The sequence below is a fragment of the Tsukamurella conjunctivitidis genome, from assembly GCF_007858475.1.
Taxonomy (GTDB): Bacteria; Actinomycetota; Actinomycetes; order Mycobacteriales; family Mycobacteriaceae; genus Tsukamurella; species Tsukamurella conjunctivitidis.
In genome coordinates this window covers 368,361-388,244 of the sequence record NZ_VIGX01000003.1, presented here as the reverse complement: position 1 = coordinate 388,244, position 19,884 = coordinate 368,361, and the positions used below count along the sequence as shown (strand labels likewise).

At 72.0% G+C, this 19,884-nt stretch carries 21 protein-coding genes; 19 read left to right on the top strand and 2 right to left on the bottom strand.

Annotation, left to right across the window (positions count from 1 at the left end):
• The first annotated feature begins 10 nt into the window (after positions 1-10).
• The 11 genes from FK530_RS08930 to holA all read left to right on the top strand — a co-directional run bounded on the left by FK530_RS08930 (position 11) and on the right by holA (position 9,776).
• Complete coding sequence (locus tag FK530_RS08930; protein WP_146486659.1) at positions 11-463, top strand: SRPBCC family protein; 453 nt, start codon at positions 11-13, stop codon at positions 461-463.
• Entirely contained in the window at positions 460-1,371 is a 912-nt protein-coding gene (locus FK530_RS08925) for an AAA family ATPase (RefSeq protein WP_146486697.1), read from the top strand. Before FK530_RS08930 ends, FK530_RS08925 begins: the two co-directional genes overlap by 4 nt.
• Positions 1,372-2,859: a vWA domain-containing protein gene (locus FK530_RS08920; protein ID WP_146486658.1), complete on the top strand. Its 1,488-nt coding sequence runs from the start codon at positions 1,372-1,374 to the stop codon at positions 2,857-2,859. It abuts the gene before it with no gap.
• 31 nt (positions 2,860-2,890) lie between these two features.
• Positions 2,891-3,562, top strand: a complete 672-nt coding sequence (gene nadD / locus FK530_RS08915; RefSeq protein ID WP_146486657.1) for a nicotinate-nucleotide adenylyltransferase — start codon at positions 2,891-2,893, stop codon at positions 3,560-3,562.
• Positions 3,559-3,975: a ribosome silencing factor gene (gene rsfS / locus FK530_RS08910; RefSeq protein WP_146486656.1), complete on the top strand. Its 417-nt coding sequence runs from the start codon at positions 3,559-3,561 to the stop codon at positions 3,973-3,975. The genes nadD and rsfS overlap by 4 nt, the downstream gene beginning before the upstream one ends.
• The gene (locus FK530_RS08905; protein WP_146486655.1) at positions 3,975-4,664 is read left to right on the top strand and encodes a histidine phosphatase family protein; all 690 of its coding nucleotides are present in this window, start codon (positions 3,975-3,977) and stop codon (positions 4,662-4,664) included. Before rsfS ends, FK530_RS08905 begins: the two co-directional genes overlap by 1 nt.
• A complete protein-coding gene (gene octT, locus FK530_RS08900) occupies positions 4,661-5,389 on the top strand; it encodes a diglucosylglycerate octanoyltransferase (RefSeq protein ID WP_146486654.1) in 729 nt (242 codons plus the stop codon). The genes FK530_RS08905 and octT overlap by 4 nt, the downstream gene beginning before the upstream one ends.
• Positions 5,386-6,240, top strand: a complete 855-nt coding sequence (locus FK530_RS08895) for a DegV family protein (RefSeq protein ID WP_146486653.1) — start codon at positions 5,386-5,388, stop codon at positions 6,238-6,240. Before octT ends, FK530_RS08895 begins: the two co-directional genes overlap by 4 nt.
• 126 nt (positions 6,241-6,366) lie before the next feature.
• Positions 6,367-7,305, top strand: a complete 939-nt coding sequence (locus FK530_RS08890) for a ComEA family DNA-binding protein (RefSeq protein WP_146486652.1) — start codon at positions 6,367-6,369, stop codon at positions 7,303-7,305.
• Between the two features lies 1 nt (position 7,306).
• Positions 7,307-8,953, top strand: a complete 1,647-nt coding sequence (locus FK530_RS26650) for a ComEC/Rec2 family competence protein (protein ID WP_158645059.1) — start codon at positions 7,307-7,309, stop codon at positions 8,951-8,953.
• Positions 8,835-9,776, top strand: coding sequence for a DNA polymerase III subunit delta (gene holA / locus FK530_RS08880; RefSeq protein WP_231706553.1), 942 nt, complete (start codon positions 8,835-8,837; stop codon positions 9,774-9,776). Before FK530_RS26650 ends, holA begins: the two co-directional genes overlap by 119 nt.
• A 156-nt stretch (positions 9,777-9,932) precedes the next feature.
• On the opposite strand, the gene rpsT is transcribed toward holA, so the two are convergent.
• The gene (gene rpsT, locus FK530_RS08875) at positions 9,933-10,193 is read right to left on the bottom strand and encodes a 30S ribosomal protein S20 (RefSeq protein ID WP_068572410.1); all 261 of its coding nucleotides are present in this window, start codon (positions 10,191-10,193) and stop codon (positions 9,933-9,935) included.
• 308 nt (positions 10,194-10,501) lie between these two features.
• Here rpsT and FK530_RS08870 point away from each other — a divergent pair, with 308 nt between their 5' ends.
• The 6 genes from FK530_RS08870 to FK530_RS08845 all read left to right on the top strand — a co-directional run bounded on the left by FK530_RS08870 (position 10,502) and on the right by FK530_RS08845 (position 17,573).
• Positions 10,502-12,037 carry a circularly permuted type 2 ATP-grasp protein gene (locus FK530_RS08870; protein WP_231706561.1) on the top strand — a complete coding sequence of 512 codons (1,536 nt, stop codon included), beginning with the start codon at positions 10,502-10,504 and terminating at the stop codon, positions 12,035-12,037.
• Positions 12,024-13,007, top strand: coding sequence for an alpha-E domain-containing protein (locus FK530_RS08865; protein WP_146486648.1), 984 nt, complete (start codon positions 12,024-12,026; stop codon positions 13,005-13,007). The genes FK530_RS08870 and FK530_RS08865 overlap by 14 nt, the downstream gene beginning before the upstream one ends.
• Positions 13,004-13,846: a transglutaminase family protein gene (locus FK530_RS08860; protein ID WP_146486647.1), complete on the top strand. Its 843-nt coding sequence runs from the start codon at positions 13,004-13,006 to the stop codon at positions 13,844-13,846. The genes FK530_RS08865 and FK530_RS08860 overlap by 4 nt, the downstream gene beginning before the upstream one ends.
• Before the next feature lie 13 nt (positions 13,847-13,859).
• Entirely contained in the window at positions 13,860-16,364 is a 2,505-nt protein-coding gene (locus FK530_RS08855; RefSeq protein ID WP_146486646.1) for an excinuclease ABC subunit UvrA, read from the top strand.
• A gap of 94 nt (positions 16,365-16,458) precedes the next feature.
• Positions 16,459-17,145: a type 1 glutamine amidotransferase domain-containing protein gene (locus tag FK530_RS08850; RefSeq protein ID WP_146486645.1), complete on the top strand. Its 687-nt coding sequence runs from the start codon at positions 16,459-16,461 to the stop codon at positions 17,143-17,145.
• A 20-nt stretch (positions 17,146-17,165) separates the two neighbouring features.
• Complete coding sequence (locus FK530_RS08845; RefSeq protein ID WP_146486644.1) at positions 17,166-17,573, top strand: RidA family protein; 408 nt, start codon at positions 17,166-17,168, stop codon at positions 17,571-17,573.
• Between the two features lies 1 nt (position 17,574).
• Here the strand turns inward: FK530_RS08845 and FK530_RS08840 are convergent, their stop codons facing one another.
• On the bottom strand, positions 17,575-18,189 hold the full coding sequence (locus tag FK530_RS08840; RefSeq protein ID WP_146486643.1) for a type II toxin-antitoxin system PemK/MazF family toxin: 615 nt from the start codon (positions 18,187-18,189) through the stop codon (positions 17,575-17,577).
• Between the two features lie 105 nt (positions 18,190-18,294).
• Between FK530_RS08840 and FK530_RS08835 the strand changes: the two genes are divergently transcribed.
• Together FK530_RS08835 and FK530_RS08830 are read left to right on the top strand one after the other, a co-directional pair.
• On the top strand, positions 18,295-18,906 hold the full coding sequence (locus FK530_RS08835) for a maleylpyruvate isomerase family mycothiol-dependent enzyme (protein ID WP_146486642.1): 612 nt from the start codon (positions 18,295-18,297) through the stop codon (positions 18,904-18,906).
• Positions 18,907-18,913: 7 nt separating this feature from the next.
• Positions 18,914-19,876, top strand: a complete 963-nt coding sequence (locus tag FK530_RS08830) for an RNA polymerase subunit sigma-70 (RefSeq protein ID WP_146486641.1) — start codon at positions 18,914-18,916, stop codon at positions 19,874-19,876.
• Positions 19,877-19,884 lie beyond the last annotated feature (8 nt).

The following is a 19,884-nucleotide window of genomic DNA, read 5'->3' as shown; positions in this document are numbered from 1 at the left end:
GATTGTTGCGATGGCAATCAACGAGAAGGTCGAGTTCGAGATCGACGCGCCGGCGGCGCTCGCCTACGCGACGCTGCTGGACGTCGAATCCCTGCCCGAATGGTCCTCGTCGCACAAGAGCGTCACGGTCGTCGAGCGCGACGCCGCGGGAAACCCCAGTGTCGTCGAGGTCGAGGCGGGCATGGTCGGCATCAGCGACCGCATGCGGTTCCGGTACGAGTTCACGCCCGGGACCAGGGTCGCATGGCAGTCCGAGGGTGAGGGCGTGGCCGTGCGCTCGCAGGGCGGGTACTACCTGCTCACGCCCGTCGGCGACGACAAGGTGCACGTCCTGTGCGATATGAACATCGACCTCAAGATCAAGCTGCCCGGCTTCGTCGTGCGCAAGGGTGTGAAGATGTCAGCAGAGATCGCGTCGAAGGGCTTCACGAAGGAGGTCCTCAAACGGAAGGCAGCACGCTGAGTACTCTCGCCGCCACCCCGGCTCCCACGGCCCTGTTCACCAGCGTCGACGACGTCGCCGCCGCGCTCCGCGAGACGGGCTACATCCCGTCCGTGGCGACGGCCACCGCCGTCTTCCTCGCCGACAAGCTCGGCAAGCCGCTTCTCGTCGAGGGCCCCGCGGGCGTCGGCAAGACCGAACTGGCCCGCGCCTGCGCGCAAGCCCGCGACGCGCGGTTCGTACGCCTGCAGTGCTACGAGGGCATCGACGAGGCGCGCGCCCTGTACGAGTGGAACCACGCCAAGCAGATCCTGCGCATCCAGTCCGCCGGCTCCGCCGGTGCGAGCGGGGACTGGGACGAGACCAAGGAGGACGTCTTCTCCGAGGAGTTCCTCCTCCCGCGTCCGCTGTTGCAGGCCGTGCGGGAGGGCGGACCGTCGGTGCTGCTCATCGACGAGGCCGACAAGGCCGACCTCGAGTTCGAGGGACTGCTGCTGGAGGTCCTCTCGGACTACGCGGTGACGGTGCCGGAACTCGGGACCATCACCGCCGTGCGCAAGCCGCTGGTCTTCCTCACCTCCAACGCGACGCGCGAGTTGTCGGAGGCGCTCAAGCGCCGCTGCCTCTACCTGCACATCGACTTCCCGGACGCCGAGCTCGAACTGTCGATCATCCGTAGCCGGGTGCCCGACCTGCCGACCGAGGTGGCGCAGCAGCTGCTGCGCGTCATCTCGACGCTGCGCGGGCTGGACCTGAAGAAGAAGCCGTCGGTCTCGGAGACGCTCGACTGGTGCCGCACCCTGCTGGCGCTCGGCGTCACGGGCAGCGCCAGCGGCTCCATCGACAAGGCGGCGCTCCGCTCGACGCTCGGCGTGGTGCTCAAGCACCAGGTCGACATCGAGACCGCGGCCGCGGCGCTGGGCCTGTAGATGACCAGCGCCGGAACCCCGCTCGATCAGCACCTGCACGCCTTCGTGCGAACGCTGCGTGAGCGGGGCATGGCCATCGGGCCCGGCGAGGCGATCACCGCCGCCGAGGTGCTGACGGTGCTCGACCTCGCCGATCGGAGCCAGCTGCGCGAGGGCCTCGCCGCGGTGCTGCTGCGCGAGCAGATGCACCGCAAGACCTTCGACGTCATCTTCGACCTGTACTTCCCCGTCCGCGGGGGCTTCGGGGCCGACGGTGCCGCCGGCTCGGGCCAGGGCGGACCGGGCGGGTGCTCCGGGGTGCCCGGTGAGGCACCGGATCAGGTCGACCCGCTGAAGATGCCCGCCGCCGATACGCCGCCCGACCCCGACGCGGTGCGCGAGGCGCTGCGCCAGGAGGCCGTCGCCGCCCTCGTGGCGGGCGGGGACCACGACGGCATCGCCAGCCAGATCGTCGAGCAGCTCGGCGAGTACCAGTCGGCCACCGGCACCGCCTTCTCCTCGTACCAGGCGCTCAAGGCGCTCAACCCGCAGACGCTCATCGCCGCGATCGCGAACGGCCTGCTCGCGGCCGCCGGCGAGGACGGCGCCGCGCCCGGCAGCTTCGAGTACGAGTCCGCCCGCCGGGTCGCGCGGTCCCGCGTCGCGGGCCTCACCGAGCGCGTGCAGGAGCTCACCTCCGTCGCCATGGCCGCCCGGCGGGGCCCCGAGGCCGTCGCGCAGTACGCCGCGCCGCAGCTGCCCGAGAACGTCGCCTTCTTCGCCGCCACCCGCACCGAGCTGCACCGCATGGAGCAGACCGTGCGGCCGCTGGCCCGCCAGCTCTCGACGCGGCTGCTCGTGCGCCGTCGCCGCGCCCGCCGCGGCCCCATCGACCTGCGGCGCACGCTCCGCAAGTCGATGTCGACCGGCGGTGTACCGATCGATCTGGCGCACCGTCGGCCCCGCCCCACCAAGCCCGAGCTCGTCCTCCTGTGCGACCTGTCCGGCTCCGTCGCAGGATTCTCCAACTTCACCCTGCTGCTCACGCATGCGCTCAGCGCCGAGTTCTCCAAGATCCGGGTGTTCGGCTTCGTCGACTCGGTCGACGAGATCACCGACTACATCGATCCGTCCCGCACGCTCACCGTCGACACCGTCGTGGACATGTTCGACCGGGTGATCCGCGAGACCAATGTGGCGCGGTTCGGCGGCTCCGACTACGGCAACGTGCTGCGCACCTTCGTGCGCGACTTCCCCGACGCGGTCACCCACCGCGGAACGCTGCTCATCCTCGGCGATGCGCGATCGAACCACACCGATCCGGCACTCGCCGAGCTCGACGAACTGGTCGACAAGGCGCGCCACGCCTTCTGGCTGAACCCCGAGCGGAAGGCCGCGTGGGGGACGGGTGACTCCGTGGCGGACAGGTACGGGCGGCTGATCGACATGTACGAGTGCCGCACCGCGGGGCAGCTGGCCGAGGTCATCGGGCGCCTGCTGCCGGTCTGACCCCGCGGCCACATGCATAGGATGGTCCGTTATGCGTGAGTCCAGCACCGCCGGGCGCCGCCGCGGCGGCGACAACGGACGCCGTCGCGTCGGCGTCATGGGTGGGACCTTCGACCCGATCCACCACGGCCATCTCGTGGCCGCGAGCGAGGTGGCGGATCGGTTCGACCTCGACGAGGTGATCTTCGTCCCCACCGGCCGGCCGTGGCAGAAGAGCGAGGTCACGCCCGCCGAGGACCGCTACCTCATGACGGTGATCGCGACCGCGTCGAATCCGCGCTTCTCCGTCAGCCGCGTCGACATCGACCGCGGCGGCGACACCTACACCGTGGACACCCTGCGCGATCTGCATCGGCAGAACCCCGACACCGACCTGTTCTTCATCACCGGCGCCGACGCCCTCGCGTCGATCCTCAGCTGGCAGGACTGGGAGGAGCTCTTCGGCCTCGCCACGTTCATCGGAGTCTCCCGCCCCGGCTATCACCTGGCCGCGGATCACCTGTCGGACGTGCCGAAGGATAGATTGTTCCTCGTGGAGGTGCCCGCGCTGGCCATCTCGTCGACCGAATGTCGCGCGCGCGCCGACGCCGGCCGGCCCGTCTGGTACCTGGTGCCCGACGGCGTGGTGCAGTACATCGCCAAGCGCGCTCTGTACCAGAGCCGCCCGGCACCGGACAAGACCGTGAACCCAGGAGGATCATGACCGCATCCGATCAGGCCCGTACCCTCGCCGCGATCGCGGCCCGCGCGGCCGACGACAAGCTGGCCAGCGACGTCGTCGTGCTCGACGTGTCCGAGCAGCTCGTGCTGACCGAGGCCTTCGTCATCGCGTCGGCGAGCAACGAGCGGCAGGTCAACGCCATCGTCGAGGAGGTCGAGGACAAGCTCCGCGAGGCCGGCGTCAAGCCCACCCGCCGCGAGGGCGCCCGCGAGGGCCGCTGGGCGCTGCTGGACTTCCTCGACATCGTGGTGCACGTCTTCCACGAGGAGGAGCGTGAGTACTACGCCCTCGAGAAGCTGTGGAAGGACTGCCCGCACATCGAGGTGGAGGGCCTGGGCGAGCACGCCGGGGCCGAGGACTCCGCGGGCTCCGGCGGGGACCGCGAGGACGCCTGATGCGCGTGGAGGACGGTCTCGACTCGTCGGTCGAGCGCCTGACCCCGACGGTGCGCCGGCTCATCCTGCTCCGGCACGGGCAGACCGCCTCGAACGCCGAGGGGCGCATGCAGGGCCAGCTCGACACCGACCTGACGGAGCTCGGCCGCAGGCAGGCCGCCGCGGCCGCCGATGCGCTCGGTGACCGCGATCCCCTCACCATCCTCAGCTCCGACCTGCGCCGTGCCCGCGACACGGCGGACGCGCTCGCGGCGGTCACGGGCGGCGCCGTCGAGACGGACGTCCGGCTGCGGGAGACCATGCTGGGCGACTGGCAGGGGATGACCCACGGCGAAGTCGACGCGTACATGCCCGGCGCGCGACTGCGCTGGCGCGACGCGCCCGAATGGGCGCCGCCCGGCGGCGAGGCGCGGGTGGACGTCGCCGCCCGCTCGTACCCGCTGGTGGAGGAGCTGATCGAGAGGCTGCCCGAGTGGGGCGACTCGGAGCGCCCCGTGGTGCTCGTCGCCCACGGCGGCCTGGTCGCAGCACTCACCGCCCGGCTGCTGGACCTCCCGGTGACCTCCTGGCCGATTCTCGGCGGTCTCGGGAACTGCAGCTGGGTACAGCTCTCCGGTCACGGCGACGTGCCGCGCTGGCGCCTCGACGTGTGGAACGCCTCGTCGGACGTCGCGCCCGAGGTCCAGTGAGCGGACCGTCGACCGGCACCCTCCTGGTGCTCAGCGATTCCCTCGGCTTCTACGGGCCCGAGGGCGCGTTGCCCGCCTCGGATCCGCGGATCTGGCCGAACCTGGTCGCCGCCGAGCTGGGGCTGCGGTGCGAGCTCTTCGCCCGCGTCGGCTGGACCACGCGCGACGGCTGGTGGTGCGTGACGCAGGACCCGCGGGTCTGGGCCGCGGTGCCCACCGTCGAGGCCGCCGTGCTGGCGCTGGGCGGCATGGACTCGCTGCCCTCGCCGCTGCCGACCGCGCTCCGCGAGCAGATCCGCTACCTGCGGCCCGCATCGCTGCGCGCCCGCGCACGGGACGGCTACGCCGCCGTGCAGAAGACCTTCGCCCCGGTGGGCTGGCCGATGGCGCTACCGCCGAAGGTCACCGTCGACTACCTCGGCAAGACCTACGACTCGATCCACTCCCTGCGCCCGGCCGCGCCCGTCGCGGTCCTCGAGCCGCCCACGCACCGGGCGCTCGCCTACTCCTTCGCGCACCCGGGATGGGCGCGGACGCGGCGGGCCATGCGGGACTGGTCCGACGGTGCCCGCGTGCCCGTCGTCCCCCTGCGTGACCTGTGCGAGTGGTCGTTCGACCTGGGGATCAATAACATCGACGGAATCCACTGGTCGTTCGAGATGCACGAGCAGGTGGCGCAGCGGGTGCTGCGCGCGCTGCGCGGTGCGGAAGGGGGTGCGCGATGAGCGTCGTCGTGGTGACGGACGCATCGGCCGCGATCACCCCGGAGCGGGCCGCCGAGTTGGGCATCCACATCCTTCCGCTGCACGTGCTGTCGGGCGAGGGCGAGTACATCGACCGGGGCACCGGCTACCAGGCGGAGCGCTTCGTCAAGGAGGGCGTGACCACCTCCGGCCCGTCGGTGGGCGAGGTCCGCGCGGTTCTCGCCGCCGCGGTCGCCGAGGCGGACGGCGACGGGGTCGTCGTGATCACGATGAGCTCGCACCTGAGCTCCACGTACTCGACGTCGGTGGCGCAGGCGGCGCTCATGGACGCCGGGATCACGGTGATCGACTCGCGGAGCATCGACATGGCGATGGGCTTCGGGGTGCTCGAGGCCGCTCGGCTGGCCCGGGCCGGGGCGTCCGCCGACGAGGTCGCGGAGGCCGCGCGCCAGGTGCTCGACGGTGCCGAGGGCTTCTTCTGCGTCGCCACGCTCGATCACCTGCGGGCGGGCGGGCGCGTGAGCGCGCTGGCGAAGCTGCTCGGCGGTGCGCTGCAGATCGTGCCCGTGCTGCGGCTGCAGGACGGCCGGATCGTCTCCGAGCGCAAGACCCGGACGGTCTCGCGCGCGCGGGACCAGCTCGCGGCGCTGGCCTCCCAGCACCTCGGGAACCGTCCCGCTCGGGTCGCGGTGCACCACGTCGAGGCGCCCGACGCCGCCGAGCACGTGGCGGCCCTCGTCAAGGAGGAGTTCCCGCAGCTCGAGGAACTGGTGATCGGTCGCTTCGGCGGCACCATCGCAGCCCACCTCGGGCCGGGTGCCGTGGGTGTCGCCGTCGCTCCGGCGCTGGTGGAGGCGGGCGACGGGGCCTAACACGTCCCTCCGCCGGGATCTGCCCGCCCGAGCCCTTCGTCCACAGGTTCGGGGTTATCCACAGGCAGCCCGATTCTCGGGTGCGCACGGGCCTGTCCGACGATGTCCGCGCCCTACCGTCGTCGCATGAACGGCGAACGTGAGGGCGACCCGGGTACCGGGGCCGCGGACGACCAGATCTTCGCGCGCCCGGCATGGCTGGACGAGTTCACGCCGGATCGGGGTGATGGGCACGGCGATCCCGAGCGTCGCGACGATGCGATCAGCCCGTCGCGCCGGGTGCGCGTGGATGACGACTTCTGGGACGACGAGGAGCCCTCGGGGTGGCGTTCCACCGTCGAGAAGGTGCGGACGACGCCACGCGCCGCGCTCGCCCTCGTCGCGGTGGGGCTGATCGCCGCCGTGGTGGCGGCGATCGCGGTCCTCGGACCCGCGCGCGGGTCGGGCGCGGGGCAGCACCCGATCGTCGACTTCGCCGGGGCGTCATCGTCGGTGGCGCCGTCAGCGGCGGGCGCGCCGACGCCCGCGCTCGGTGGCGGTTCGGCGACCGCGGCACCGAGTGCGGCGCCGTCGGAGATGGTGGTGGCCGTCGTGGGCCTGGTGCGGACGCCCGGGCTCCATCGCTTGCGGCCCGGCGCGAGGGTGGCCGACGCGCTCACCGCCGCCCGTGGCACGCTCGGCGGCGCCGACACCGCGAGCCTGAATCTCGCCCAGCAGTTGCGGGACGGCGACCAGGTCGTCGTGGGCGTGGTCGATCCGAAGGCCGGTGTGACGCTGCGCAGCTCGGTCCGGTCGGGACCCGGGGCCGCCGGCGCGTCCGCCCCGGAAGCCTCGGGCGTCGCGCCCGCGGGCGCGACCGGAGCCGCAGCGGCCGGCGCGGTCAACATCAACACCGCGGGCGCTACCGAGCTCGACCGGTTGCCGGGGGTCGGGGCGGCGACCGCCGCCGCGATCATCGCGTACCGCGACAAGAACGGTCCGTTCCGCACCGTCGACGATCTCGGGAAGGTGAGTGGGATCGGCGACGCGAAGCTCGCCAAGATCAAGTCGATGGCAACGGTGTGACGTGCGGGAGCAGCTCGACCTGCGACTCCTGCCGGCGGCCGTCGTCTGCTGGGCTGCCGCGGCGATCGCGCTGATCTCCGCCGCGTCGGCGTGGCGGACGACGGCCGGACTGGCGGCCGTCGCGGTCGGCGCAGTGGTTCTTCGGCGGCGGGATTCTCGGCCCGTCGCACAGACGGTCTGCCTCGTGCTCGCCGCCGCGACGGGCCTGGGCGCCGGGGTCGCCGGGTCGGTCGCGGTGCGCGTCCACGACCGGGAGCGGGCCCCGATCGCCGCCTTCGACGGCGCGGGCCCGGTCCGGGTACTGCTGGAAGTCGACGAGTGGCCGCGGCAGCGGTCCGGCGATCCCGGTGGCCACCTCGACGCGTCCCGCGTCCTGGTGCCCGCGACGGCGCTGGCCGTGCGCACCCACGAGGCGATTCCTGCGCGCGGGGAAGTGCTCCTGCTCGGCACCACCCACGATCTCGGTGCCCTGGTCCCGGGCGAGCGGATCGCGATCCGCGCGACCGTGCTGCGGAGCACGCGCCCGGGACTGGTGGCCGCGGTCCTCGTCGGGGCGGGGGAGCCCACGGTACTGGGCCGCGCGCCGCCCTATTTCCGTGCCGCCGCCGCGGTTCGTCGCGCGCTGGCCGCGGTGGCCGCCGATGCGCTGCCCGTCGACGCCGCCGGGCTGCTGCCCGCACTCGTGCTGGGTGACGAGTCGTCGACGCTGCCGACGGTGCGCGGCGACTTCCAGGACGCCGGTCTCACCCACCTGACCGCCGTCAGCGGCGCCAACTTCGCGATCATCGCGCTGTGCGTGCTGGGGCTCTGCGCCGCGGTGGGGCTGCCGCTCGCGGTGCGCGCCGCGGTCACGACGGTGGCGATCGTCGCGTTCGTCGGACTCGTGGGGCCCACCGGGTCCGTGGTGCGCGCCGCGGTGATGGGGCTCGTCGGGGTGGCGGCGCTCGCGCTGCGCCGTGGCCGGCAGCCGCTCGTCGCGCTGTTCGCCGCGATCGTCGTGCTCATGCTGGTCCGCCCCGCTCTGGCCCGCGACATCGGCTTCGCGCTCTCGGTGGGGGCGACGGCGGGGCTGGTGCTGTGGTCCCCGGTGGTGCGCGACAGGTTGGTCGCGGCGCGGGTGCCGGACGTGCTCGCCGGGTTGCTCGCGGTGACCCTCGTCGCGCAGGTGGTGACGTTGCCCCTGGTGATCGCGTTCTCCGGCCGCGTGCCGGTGGGAGGGGTGGCTGCGAACCTGCTCGCAGGGCCGGTGATCCCGGTCGTCACCGTGGCGGGGACACTCGCCGCCGTGGCCGCGCCGATCGTCGTCCCCGTGGCCGCCCTGGCGGTGCGGGCGACGGGGCCGGAGCTGTGGTGGGTGATCACCGTAGCGCGGTGGTGCGCGCGGATCGGCGTTCTCGACGTGCCGGGCGGCGCCGGCACCGGGTTGGCACTCGTCGTGGCGTGCGGTGTCGTCGGTGGGGTCTGGAAGTATGGGAGACGTGGTGGACAGCGCGCGCGTACACGTGGTGGTGGGGACCGAGGGCCTCCTGGTGGAGCGAGCGGTCGCGACGATCGTCGAGGCGGCGCGCGCATCCGCGGGCGACGGCGGGATGGGGCTGCCGGGCGGCGCGGGAGACGCGGTGCCGGTCACTCGGATCCGGGCCGGTGACGTCGACCAGTCGGAACTCGTGGAGTTGTTGAGCCCGTCGCTGTTCGCGGAGGAACGGATCGTCGTCCTCGAGTCCGCCGGCGAGGCGGGCAAGGCGCCCGTCGACCTGATCGTGGAAGCCGCGCAGAACCCGCCGGACGGGATCACGCTGGTGATCGAGCACAGCGGCGGTGGTCGGGCGAAGTCCATGGTCGCGGCGCTGAAGAAGGCCGGCGCGACCATGATCGAGGTGCCCACCATCACCTCCGCGCGCGATCGGGCGGACTTCGCCAAGTCGGAGTTCCGGGCGCAGAAGGTGCGCGTCTCGGACGAACTGGTCGACCTGCTCGTGGACTCCGTGGGCAAGGATCTGCGCGAACTCGCGGCGGCCATCGCCCAGCTCGTCGCCGACACCGGTGGGCGCGTCGATCTCGCGGCGGTGCACCGCTACTACGCGGGCCGCGCCGAGGTCACCGGCTTCGAGATCGCCGACAAGGCGGTCGCCGGGCAGGTGGCGGCCGCGCTCGAGGCGCTGCGGTGGGCGCAGCACCGCGGTACCCCGCACGTGCTCATCGCCGACGCCCTCGCGGACGCGGTGCACTCGGTCGCGCGCATCCGCGGGCTGGGCCGCACTCCCGATCAGTACCGGGATGCGGGGGAGCTGGGCATGGCGCCCTGGAAGGTGAAGAAGATGACCCAGGTCGCGCGACGGTGGCGGGCCGAGAACGTCGCGGGCGCGTTGCAGGCCGTGGCCGCGGCCAACGCCGACGTCAAGGGCCAGGCCGCCGACCCGGACTACGCCCTGGAGATCGCCGTCCGCAAGGTCGCCACGCTCGCCGGTTGAGCCGGGCCGACACCGGGCCGGGGCGCGACGGGGACTGCGGGGACCGTCGAGCTCCGTCACCCGCACCCGGATACGCGAAAACCGCGCCGTACCATTCCCGGCCCGCGTGGTGCCGGTGGGTGGTGCGGCGCGGTGATACGCGCGTCTAGCGGAAGATCAGAGCTTGTTCAGCGCCAGCGAGAGGGCCGACTTCTTGTTGGCGGCCTGGTTGGCGTGGATGACGCCGGCGCTGGCGGCCTTGTCGAGCTGGCGGCTGGTGCTCACGAGGAGCTCGCCGGCCTTGGCCTTGTCCCCGGCCTCGACGGCCTCGCGGAAGTGGCGGATGGCGGTACGCAGCGACGACTTCGCCGACTGGTTGCGCAGACGGTTGCGCTCGTTGGTCTTGATCCGCTTGATCTGGGACTTGATGTTGGCCACGCGTTCAAACTCTCTTGTCTCGAAAGGGACAGCCGGTACTGACTGCCGACGTACCAGGTTACCAGTGGCCCGGATACAACCCAAATCGCGACGCCGCCCGCGGGAACACCGCCTGGCCGTCACCTTGCCACGCCGTGAACGAGACCGCTGCCGAAACCGCGCGGGTGCGGCACGATGGCCGGGTGACCCCGCAGAAACAGGCCAAGTCCGCGACCCGGAAGCAGGCTGCCGCCCCCCGATTGTCCGACGAGGCGCCCCTCTTCGGGGGCTATGACGACGCACCGTCGTTCGGGCGGGCGTTCGACGAGATGTTCGCCGACGACGGCACCGTCCGCGCCCCCTACAAGCGGATCTTCGGCGCGCTCTCCTCGGCCGACGAATCGGACCTGGCGGCCCGTGTCGACGCGCTCGGTGCCGCCTTCATCGATCAGGGCATCACGTTCTCGCTGGAGGGCCGCGAGCGGCCCTTCCCGCTGGACCTGGTGCCCCGGGTGATCGCCGCCGCGGAGTGGAACCGCCTGGAGAAGGGCATCAAGCAGCGGGTTCAGGCGCTGGAGATGTTCCTGGACGACATCTACTCCGAGCAGGAGATCCTGCGCGACGGGGTCGTGCCCAAGCGGCTGGTCACCTCGTGCGCGCACTTCCACCGGCAGGCGGCGGGGATCCGCCCGCCCAACGGTGTGCGCATCCACGTCGCGGGCATCGACCTGATCCGGGACGCCGAGGGCACCTTCCGCGTGCTCGAGGACAACCTGCGCTCCCCGTCGGGGGTGAGCTACGTGATGGAGAACCGCCGCACCATGGCCCAGGTCTTCCCGGACCTGTTCCAGCGGCACCGCGTGCGCGCGGTCGCCGACTACAGCTCCCATCTGCTGCGCGCGCTGCGGCGCAGTGCGGCATCGAACGAGGCCGACCCGACCGTGGTGGTTCTCACACCCGGTATGGCGAACTCGGCCTACTTCGAGCACTCCCTGCTGGCCCGGCAGATGGGCGTCGAGCTGGTCGAGGGGCGCGACCTCTTCTGCCGCGACAACGTGGTCTACATGCGCACCACGAGCGGCGAGCAACAGGTGGACGTGATCTACCGCCGCATCGACGACGAATTCCTCGACCCGATGCAGTTCCTCCCGAACTCCGTGCTGGGCGTCGCGGGCCTGCTCAACGCGGCGCGCGCCGGCAACGTGGTGATCAGCTCCGCGGTGGGCAACGGTGTCGCCGACGACAAGCTGACCTACACCTACGTGCCCGACATCATCGACTACTACCTCGGTGAGAAGCCGCTGCTGCAGAACGTGGACACCCTGCGCTGCTGGCTCGACGACGAGCGCGAGGAGGTGCTGGACCGGATCGACGAGCTGGTGATCAAGCCCGTCGAGGGCTCCGGTGGGTACGGCATCGTCTTCGGCCCCGATGCGAGCGACAAGGAGCTCGCGACCATGCGCCGCAAGGTCGCCGCGGATCCGCGCGGATGGATCGCGCAGCCGGTCATGCAGTTGTCGACGGTGCCCACCAAGATCGGCGAGCAGGCGCGGCCGCGCCACGTCGACCTGCGGCCCTTCGCGGTCAACGACGGCGACGACGTGTGGGTCCTGCCCGGCGGCCTGACCCGCGTCGCGCTGCCCGAGGGCTCCCTCGTCGTGAACTCCAGCCAGGGCGGCGGTTCCAAGGACACCTGGGTGCTCGCCGCCCGCTCCTCGGCCGCGGAGGCGGAACTCGAGGGCGTCGAGGTCGTCCCGAGTCGCGACCTCGCGGAACAGCAGCAGGTGGAACTCGGCCCCGAACTCAGTTCGCAGGACCAACAGCAACAGCAGGCCCGTCAGGAGGCGCCCCATGCTCGCCCGTAACGCCGAGGCGCTGTACTGGATCGGTCGCTACGCCGAACGCGCCGACGACACCGCCCGCATGCTCGACGTGACCGTCCACCAGTTCCTCGAGGACGCCACCATCGACGAGGACCGGGCCTCCCGCCAACTCGTCCGCGTCCTGGGCATCCCGGAACCGCCCGCCGACCAGCCCCTGGACCTGCGGTCGGTGACCGAGGTCGTGGCCTACAACCGGGACCCGGGCAGCGGCTCGATCGCCGCCAGTGTCGCGTCGGCCCGCGAGAACGCCCGCGGCGCCCGCGAGGTGACCAGTTCCGAGATGTGGGAGTGCCTCAACGCCACCTACAACGGTCTCGCCGAGCGCGAGCGCGCCGCGCGGCGACTGGGCCCGCACGAGTTCCTGAACTACATCAAGAACCGCGCCGCGATGTTCGCCGGCCTCACCGACTCGACCCTCTCGCGCGACGAGGGTTACCGGTTCTTGCTGCTGGGCCGCTCTATCGAGCGGATGGACATGGCCGTGCGCCTGCTGCTCTCCCGCGCCGGTGACCGCGCGAACGCCCCGACATGGGTCACCGTGCTCCGCGCGACCGGCGCCCACGACACCTACCTGCGCACGCACCGCGGCGTGCTCGACGCGACCCGGGTCGTCGAGTTCATCCTCGTCGACCGCCTGTTCCCGCGGTCGGTGATCCACGCGCTCACGACGGCCGAGGACTGCCTGAGCGCCATCGAGGGCGGCCGCGAGGGCCGGCTCGGCACCCGCACCGAGGCGCAGCGACTGCTGGGCCGCGCCCGCGGCGAGCTCGAGTTCCTCGCCCCGGGCGAACTCCTCGACGATCTGCAGCGGCGCCTGCTCGCGATGCAGGAGCTGGGCCAGGCCGCCGGTGAGGCGATCACCGCCCGCTACTTCCACGTGACGCCCTACGTCGCGTGGACCGACGCCCGCGCCCGCGGCGACATCGACACCATCCTGGAGGGGGAGCTGTGAGCTGGCGTCTTCGAGTCGTGCACTCCACCGGTTTCGGGTACAACGCACCGGTCACCTCGTCGTACAACGAGGCCCGATTGACCCCGCGCAGCGATCAGCGGCAGAACGTGATCCTCAACCGCGTCGAGACCGTGCCCGCGACGCGTGCGTACCGGTACACCGACTACTGGGGTACCGCGGTCACCGCCTTCGACCTGCACGCCCCGCACACCGCCCTCGAGGTGACGGGCGCCTCGGTCGTGGAGACCGAGGCCGCCGACGAATCGGGCGACGTGGTGACCTGGGACGAGCTCGCGACGGACCGTGTGCGGGACCGCTTCGACGAGCTGCTCAGTTACACCGACTACGTGCCCAAGCAGCGCAAGCTCGCCGCGCAGGCGAAGAAGCTGGTCAAGGATCTCGAGCCCGACGAGGCCGTGCTCGCGGTGTGCCGCTGGGTGCACGAGGAGCTCGACTACGTGCCGGGTACCACCGGCGTGCATTCGTCGGCGATCGACGCCTGGGACGAGCGCAAGGGCGTCTGCCAGGACTACGCGCACCTGACGCTGCTCCTGCTGCGCAGCGTCGGCGTCCCGGCGCGATACGTCTCGGGCTACCTGCACCCGCAGCGCGACGCCGAGGTCGGTTCGACGGTGGCGGGGGAGTCGCACGCCTGGATCGAGGCGTGGACGGGCCAGTGGCGCGGCTACGACCCGACCAACGACGTGCCGATCGGCGAGCGGCACGTGTCCGTGGGCGTGGGGCGCGACTACGCCGACGTACCGCCCCTACGCGGTGTGATCGCCGGCGGCGGCGCCTCGGACCTCGACGTCGTCGTCGAGATCACCCGCCTCGCATGACCGTGCGCGACGCATGACCGACGACGCCCCGCTGCGGATCGCCGTCCGCGGAGCGCGGGTGCACAACCTGCGGTCCCTCGACGTCGACGTGCCCCTGCGGCGACTGGTCGCGATCGCCGGAGTCTCCGGCAGCGGCAAGTCCTCGCTGGCGATGGGCGTGCTCTACGCCGAGGGCTCGCGCCGCTACCTGGAGGCGCTGTCGACGTACACCCGCCGCCGCATGGCGCAGGCGCCGCGGGCCGCCGTCGACTCGGTCGAGCACGTCCCCGCGGCCCTCGCGTTGCGGCAGCGGCCCGGTGTGCCCGGCGTGCGCAGCACCTTCGGCACCAGTACCGAGCTGCTGAACGTGCTGCGGCTCATGTTCTCCCGGCTCGCCTCGCACCGCTGCCCGAACGGCCACTACCTCGATCCCACCATCGACGTCGCCGTCGGTCTCGACCTCACCTGTCCCGTCTGCGCGGCCGTCTTCGCCCCACCGGGGGCGGAGGCCCTCGCGTTCAACTCCGACGGTGCCTGCCCCACCTGCTCGGGGACGGGCACCGTCCGCGAGATCGACGGGGCCGCGCTCGTGCCCGATCCCACGAAGACCATCGCCGACGGTGCCGTCGCGCCCTGGTCGATGTTCGGGTTCGCGTTCATGCCGCAGGTCGTCGAGGACCTCGGCGTGCGGATCGACGTGCCCTACGCGGACCTCACCGCTGCCGAGCGCGAGATCGTGCTGCACGGCCCCGCCGAGAAGCGGAAAGTCGCGGTCTCCAGCAAGAACGGAAAGCTGTTCGAGGTCAACTTCACCTATCGCAACGCCTACGCCGCGGTGCAGGAGGCGCTGGACAAGGCGACCACCGAGGCGGGGCTCGGGCGGATCACCAAATTCGTGCACGCGGGCGTCTGCCCCGACTGCGGCGGAACGAGATTGAGTCCGCAGGCCCGCACGCCGCGCATCGGTGATCTCGGGCTCGCCGACGTCACCGCGATGACGCTCGACGAGGTCGTGGCGTGGGCGTCCGGCACCGTCGACCCGCTTCCGCGCGACATGCGGGAGATGGCCGCGATCCTCGTCGACACGCTGGACTCCATCGCGCGGCGGCTCCGGGAGCTGGGCTTGGGCTACCTGGGCCTGGATCGCGCGGGCTCCACGCTCTCGACCGGCGAGCGGCAGCGCGTCCAACTCGCGCGGGCGGTCCGCAATCGGACGACCGGCGTGCTGTACGTGCTCGACGAGCCCTCGGTCGGGTTGCACCCCGCGAACGTCGAGGGCTTGATCGGTGTGGTGCGGGACCTGTTGCGGGACGGCAACTCCGTCGTCGTCGTGGATCACGACCTGGACGTGCTGCGCGAGGCCGAGCACCTCATCGAGATCGGTCCCGGCTCGGGCGCGGAGGGCGGCACACTCGTCGCGCAGGGCACCGTCGGGGAGATCGAGGGCTACGACGCATCCGTGCTCGGCCCCTACCTGGCCGGGCGCGTGCCCGTCCGCACCAGGCCGCGTACGCCCGACGCGGAGGTCTTCGCGCACGGCCGGATCCGCCTGGAGACCGCCTCTATCCACACCGTGCACGCGCTCGCCGTCGACCTCCCCGTGAGCCGGATGACCGCGGTGACCGGGGTATCGGGGTCCGGGAAGTCGACGCTGGTCCTCGAGGGGCTCGTACCGGCCCTGGCCGCGGCGGTGGCCGGCGAGACCCTGCCCGCGCACGTCACCGTCCTCGACGCACCGGGCCTCGGTCGCGTGAACCTGGTGGACGCCACGCCCATCGGCGTCAACGTGCGCTCGACCGTCGCGACCTACAGCGGCGTGCTCGACGACCTGCGGCGCGAGTACGCGAAGACCGAGGCGGCGAAGGCTGCCGGACTCAAGGCCGGCGCGTTCTCCTACAACACGGGCTCCCTGCGCTGCCCGCGGTGCGACGGCACGGGCCAGGTCTCGCTCGACGTGCAGTTCCTGCCCGATGTCGACATCGAATGCCCGGCCTGCCTGGGCCGACGGTACGCCCCCGAGGCCGCGGCGGTGCGCTGGCCCGAGGCGCCGGAAGGTGCGGGGCGCCCGCTCCCGGATCTGTTGGCGCTCAGCGTGCGCGAGGCGGCCGACGTCGTGCCCGTGCCCCGGATCGCGAAGAAGCTGGGCACCCTCGCCGACCTCGGCCTGGGTTACCTCACTCTCGGCGAGGCCACCCCTGCCCTCTCCGGCGGCGAGGCGCAGCGACTCAAGCTGGCGGGCGAGCTCGGCCGTGATCAGTCCGATGCGGTCTTCGTCCTCGACGAGCCCTCCGTCGGCCTGCACCCGAGGGACGTCCGGGTGCTGCTCGAGGTGCTGCAGCGGCTCGTCGAGCGGGGCGCCACGGTCGTGGTCGTCGAACACGATCTGGACATGATCGCGAACGCCGACCACGTCATCGACCTGGGGCCGGGTGGCGGCGCCGCGGGTGGCACCGTCGTCGCGCAGGGGACGCCGGAGGATGTGGCGGCGGCCCCGGAGAGTGTCACGGGGCGATTCCTGCGGGCCCATCTGGAGGCGTGACCGCGCCGGACATCGATGTGTGCATTGCTTACATAGCCTGAGTGCGCTAATGTAAGCAGTGTCAACAGCGCAATCCTTCCAGGTAGGAGCCACCATGTCGAAGCGGATCCTCAACGTCGTCACCAACGTCGGGCAGTACGACGACCCGTCACACAAGACGGGCCTGTGGCTCTCGGAGCTCACGCACGCCTGGCACGTCTTCGAGGAGAAGGGCTACGAACAGGTCCTCGTCAGTCCGTCCGGGGGAGCGTCGCCGTTGGAACCGCGGTCGCTGAAGTTCCCGAACTACGACAGGACCGCCAAGGCGTGGCACGCCGATCCCGAGCGGATGAAGCTCCTGGAGAACACGCTCAGCCCGGAAGAGGTCGATTCCGCCGACTTCGACGCGATCTACTTCACCGGCGGCCACGCCGTGATGTACGACTTCCCGGGCAGCGAAGGGCTGCAGCGGATCACGCGGGAGCTCTACGAGCGGGGCGACGTCGTTTCCTCGGTCTGCCACGGCTACTGCGGCCTGCTCGACACCACGCTGTCGAACGGCGAGTACCTCATCGCGGGGCGGGAGATGACAGGTTTCGCCTGGCAGGAAGAGGTTCTCGCCCGCGTAGACAAGCTCGTTCCGTACAACGCCGAGGAGCGCTGTAAGGAGCGTGGCGCGCTGTACCGGAAGGGCAAGCTGCCGTTCACGTCCTACACGGTGGTCGACGGGAACCTCGTCACCGGCCAGAATCCGGGCTCCGCCAAGGAGACCGCGCAGAAGGTCGCGGCGATCCTCGGGTGACGGTGTGACAGGCTCGGGGCATGCCGAGCCAGGTGAGTCTCATCCGTTCGTCCGCGCTGAGCGATGTCGCCCAGTACGCCTATGCGGCGACGGCACCCGCCGACGCCCGGCTGATCTTCCTGGCCGGCGCGTGCCCTCTCGCCCTCGACGGAGCGACTGTCGGTGCGGGGGACTACGCCGCGCAGGCGGCGCGGTGCGTCGAGAACCTGGTGATCGCCCTCGAGGCGGCCGGGGCGACTCTCGAGGACGTGCTCCACACCCGCGTCCTCGTCGCGTCCACGTCGCAGTCCGACCTCGTCACCGCCTGGGACGTCGTTCGCACTGCCTTCGGTGACCACGACGTGCCCAGTACGCTCCTCGGCGTCACCGTTCTCGGCTACGACGATCAGCTCGTCGAACTCGAGGCCGTCGCAGCCGTCGTGGACTGACTCAGGTCCAGCCGTAATCGTCCCGCAGGCGCTGTGCGACAGACTCGAAACGCCGGCGGTCCAGGACGGCACCCTCGCGACGGATCCCGTCCTCCGGCACGTCGAGCACCCGATCGAGCCGCACCCACGAGGGGCGCTGATCGGCGTCCCACGGCCCCGAGCCGATGCCGACCCAGTCCGGATCGCCCATGTGCCGCTCCTGGCTGGACAGCATCAGCCCGAGCAGGCTGTTCACCGACCGCCCGACGACCAGCACCGGTCGGTCCTTGCCCTGGCCCGCGTTCGGCCCCGTCGTCTCCTCGAACTCCACCCAGGTCCAGACGATCTCCCCCGGGTCGGCCTGGCCGTCGAGCTGCGGGGCGTAGAAGACGCCGCGCGCCATGAGCGCCGTGGGTGTGGAGGTGCGGGTCACGGGCCTGCCGGGCGTGAACTCCTTGGGCTCCGACGGTGCCTCCAGGCCGAGCGCCTGGTTCACCGTCTGCGTGACCACCTGGGTGATCGCCTCGCGGCCCGCACGGACCGGAGGGCTGTTCACGACCTGCGCCGCGAGTCGCGGGCCGTGCTCGCGTGCGAGCTTGGCCGCCACCGCCGCGAAGCGGGTGAAGTCGTTCGCCATGACTCCCAGGATAGGCCCGGACCACGACGAGTCGCTCGCGCGACGAATTCCGGCGGTCCCGCTCGTATGCACCTGTGACGACCGACCAGAGCACAGGAGACCATCATGACCGTCCTCACCGACACCGATCTGTACGACGCCACCGTCGCCGAGCGCACCCGGATGGCCGCGCTGCTCGGCGGCCTCGCACCAGCGCAATGGGCCGCCGACTCGCTCTGCGCCGGCTGGCGCATCCGCGAGGTGGTCGCTCACCTGAACATGACCGACACCCAGACCCAGGAGGAGTTCGGGGCGGCGCTCGCCGCTGCGGGCGGCGACGTGAACGTCGCCGTCGACCGCACCGCCCGCGCCGACGTCGCGCGGTACACCGACGCCGAGCTGCTGGCGATCCAGAAGGCCCGGGTCGCGAGCCGGTGGACCCCCGGGCCCGGCGCGACACAGGGCGCCCTCGCGCACGAGGTGATCCACGGCCTCGACATCACCCTCCCGCTCGGCCTGCCCGGGCCCGCGCCCGAGGTCCTCGCGGCGACGGTCGCCGGGTCGACTCCCGAGGGGCTCGCCTTCTTCGGCGTCGACCTCGACGGGCTGCGGCTCACGGCGGACGACTCCGATCTCGTCCTCGGTGACGGCCCCACAGATGTCCCGCTCCCGACACTCACCATCGTGCTGATCGCGACCGGCCGACACCCGGTCCCGACGCGCGACGCCGTGGGATGATCGCCCCGTGGCGGTGATCGACGACGCGGTGATCGATGAGAGCGTCCTCGGTGACCTGCGGCCCGAGCTGGTCCGCCACTGCTACCGGATGATCGGTGACGGGGCCGGCGCGGAGGACGCCGCGCAGGAGGTGCTGCTGCGGCTGTGGCGCGCGCGGGACGGCTACGACCCCGCCCGCGCGAGCGTCCGGACCTGGGCGTACGCGATCGCGTCGCGCTACTGCATCGATCTGCTCCGCGCCGCCGCGCGCCGAGCACTGCCGACCGACCTGTCCGAGCGGGGCGGAGCCGGAGAGCAGGCCTTCGCCGAGCTGCCTCCCGGGAGTTGGGTGACGCCGCTGCCCGACACCGCGGAGTCCGATCCGGCGGCGGCCGCCGAGCGGCACGAGACGATCCGGATGGCCTTCGTCGCGGCGCTGCAGCACCTGACGCCGCCCCAGCGCGCCGTGCTCGTGCTGCGCGACGTGTACCGGCACAGCGCCGCCGAGACCGCGGCGATCCTGGGGATCAGCGCGGCGGCGGCGCACTCGTCGCTGCAGCGCGCCCGGAAGGTTCTCGCCGGTGCGGCCCCGGCACCGTCGGATGTTCCGGCGGGCGAGGTGGACACCCGGCTGCTCGACGGCTTCGTGCGCGCCTTCGAGCGGCACGATGCCGCCGGCCTGGCCGCGCTGTTGGCGGAGGACGTGGTCTTCTCCATGCCGCCCGTCGCCTTCTGGCTCCGCGGCGCCGAGGACTACGCCGCGATGTTCGCGGGGGGTGACGCCTGCGTCGGGCACCGCCTCGTCCCGACGACCGCGAACGGCGCACCCGCGTTCGGTCAGTACGCGCCGGGCGACGAGGACGGGATGGTCCCGTTCGCCCTCGTCGTCGTCGAATCCGACGGCGCCCGTGTCACCCGGGTGACCACGTGCCTCGATCAGGCGGACCGGTTCGAGGCCTTCGGCCTCCCGGCCCGTCTGGCCGCGCGCTGATCCGGAGC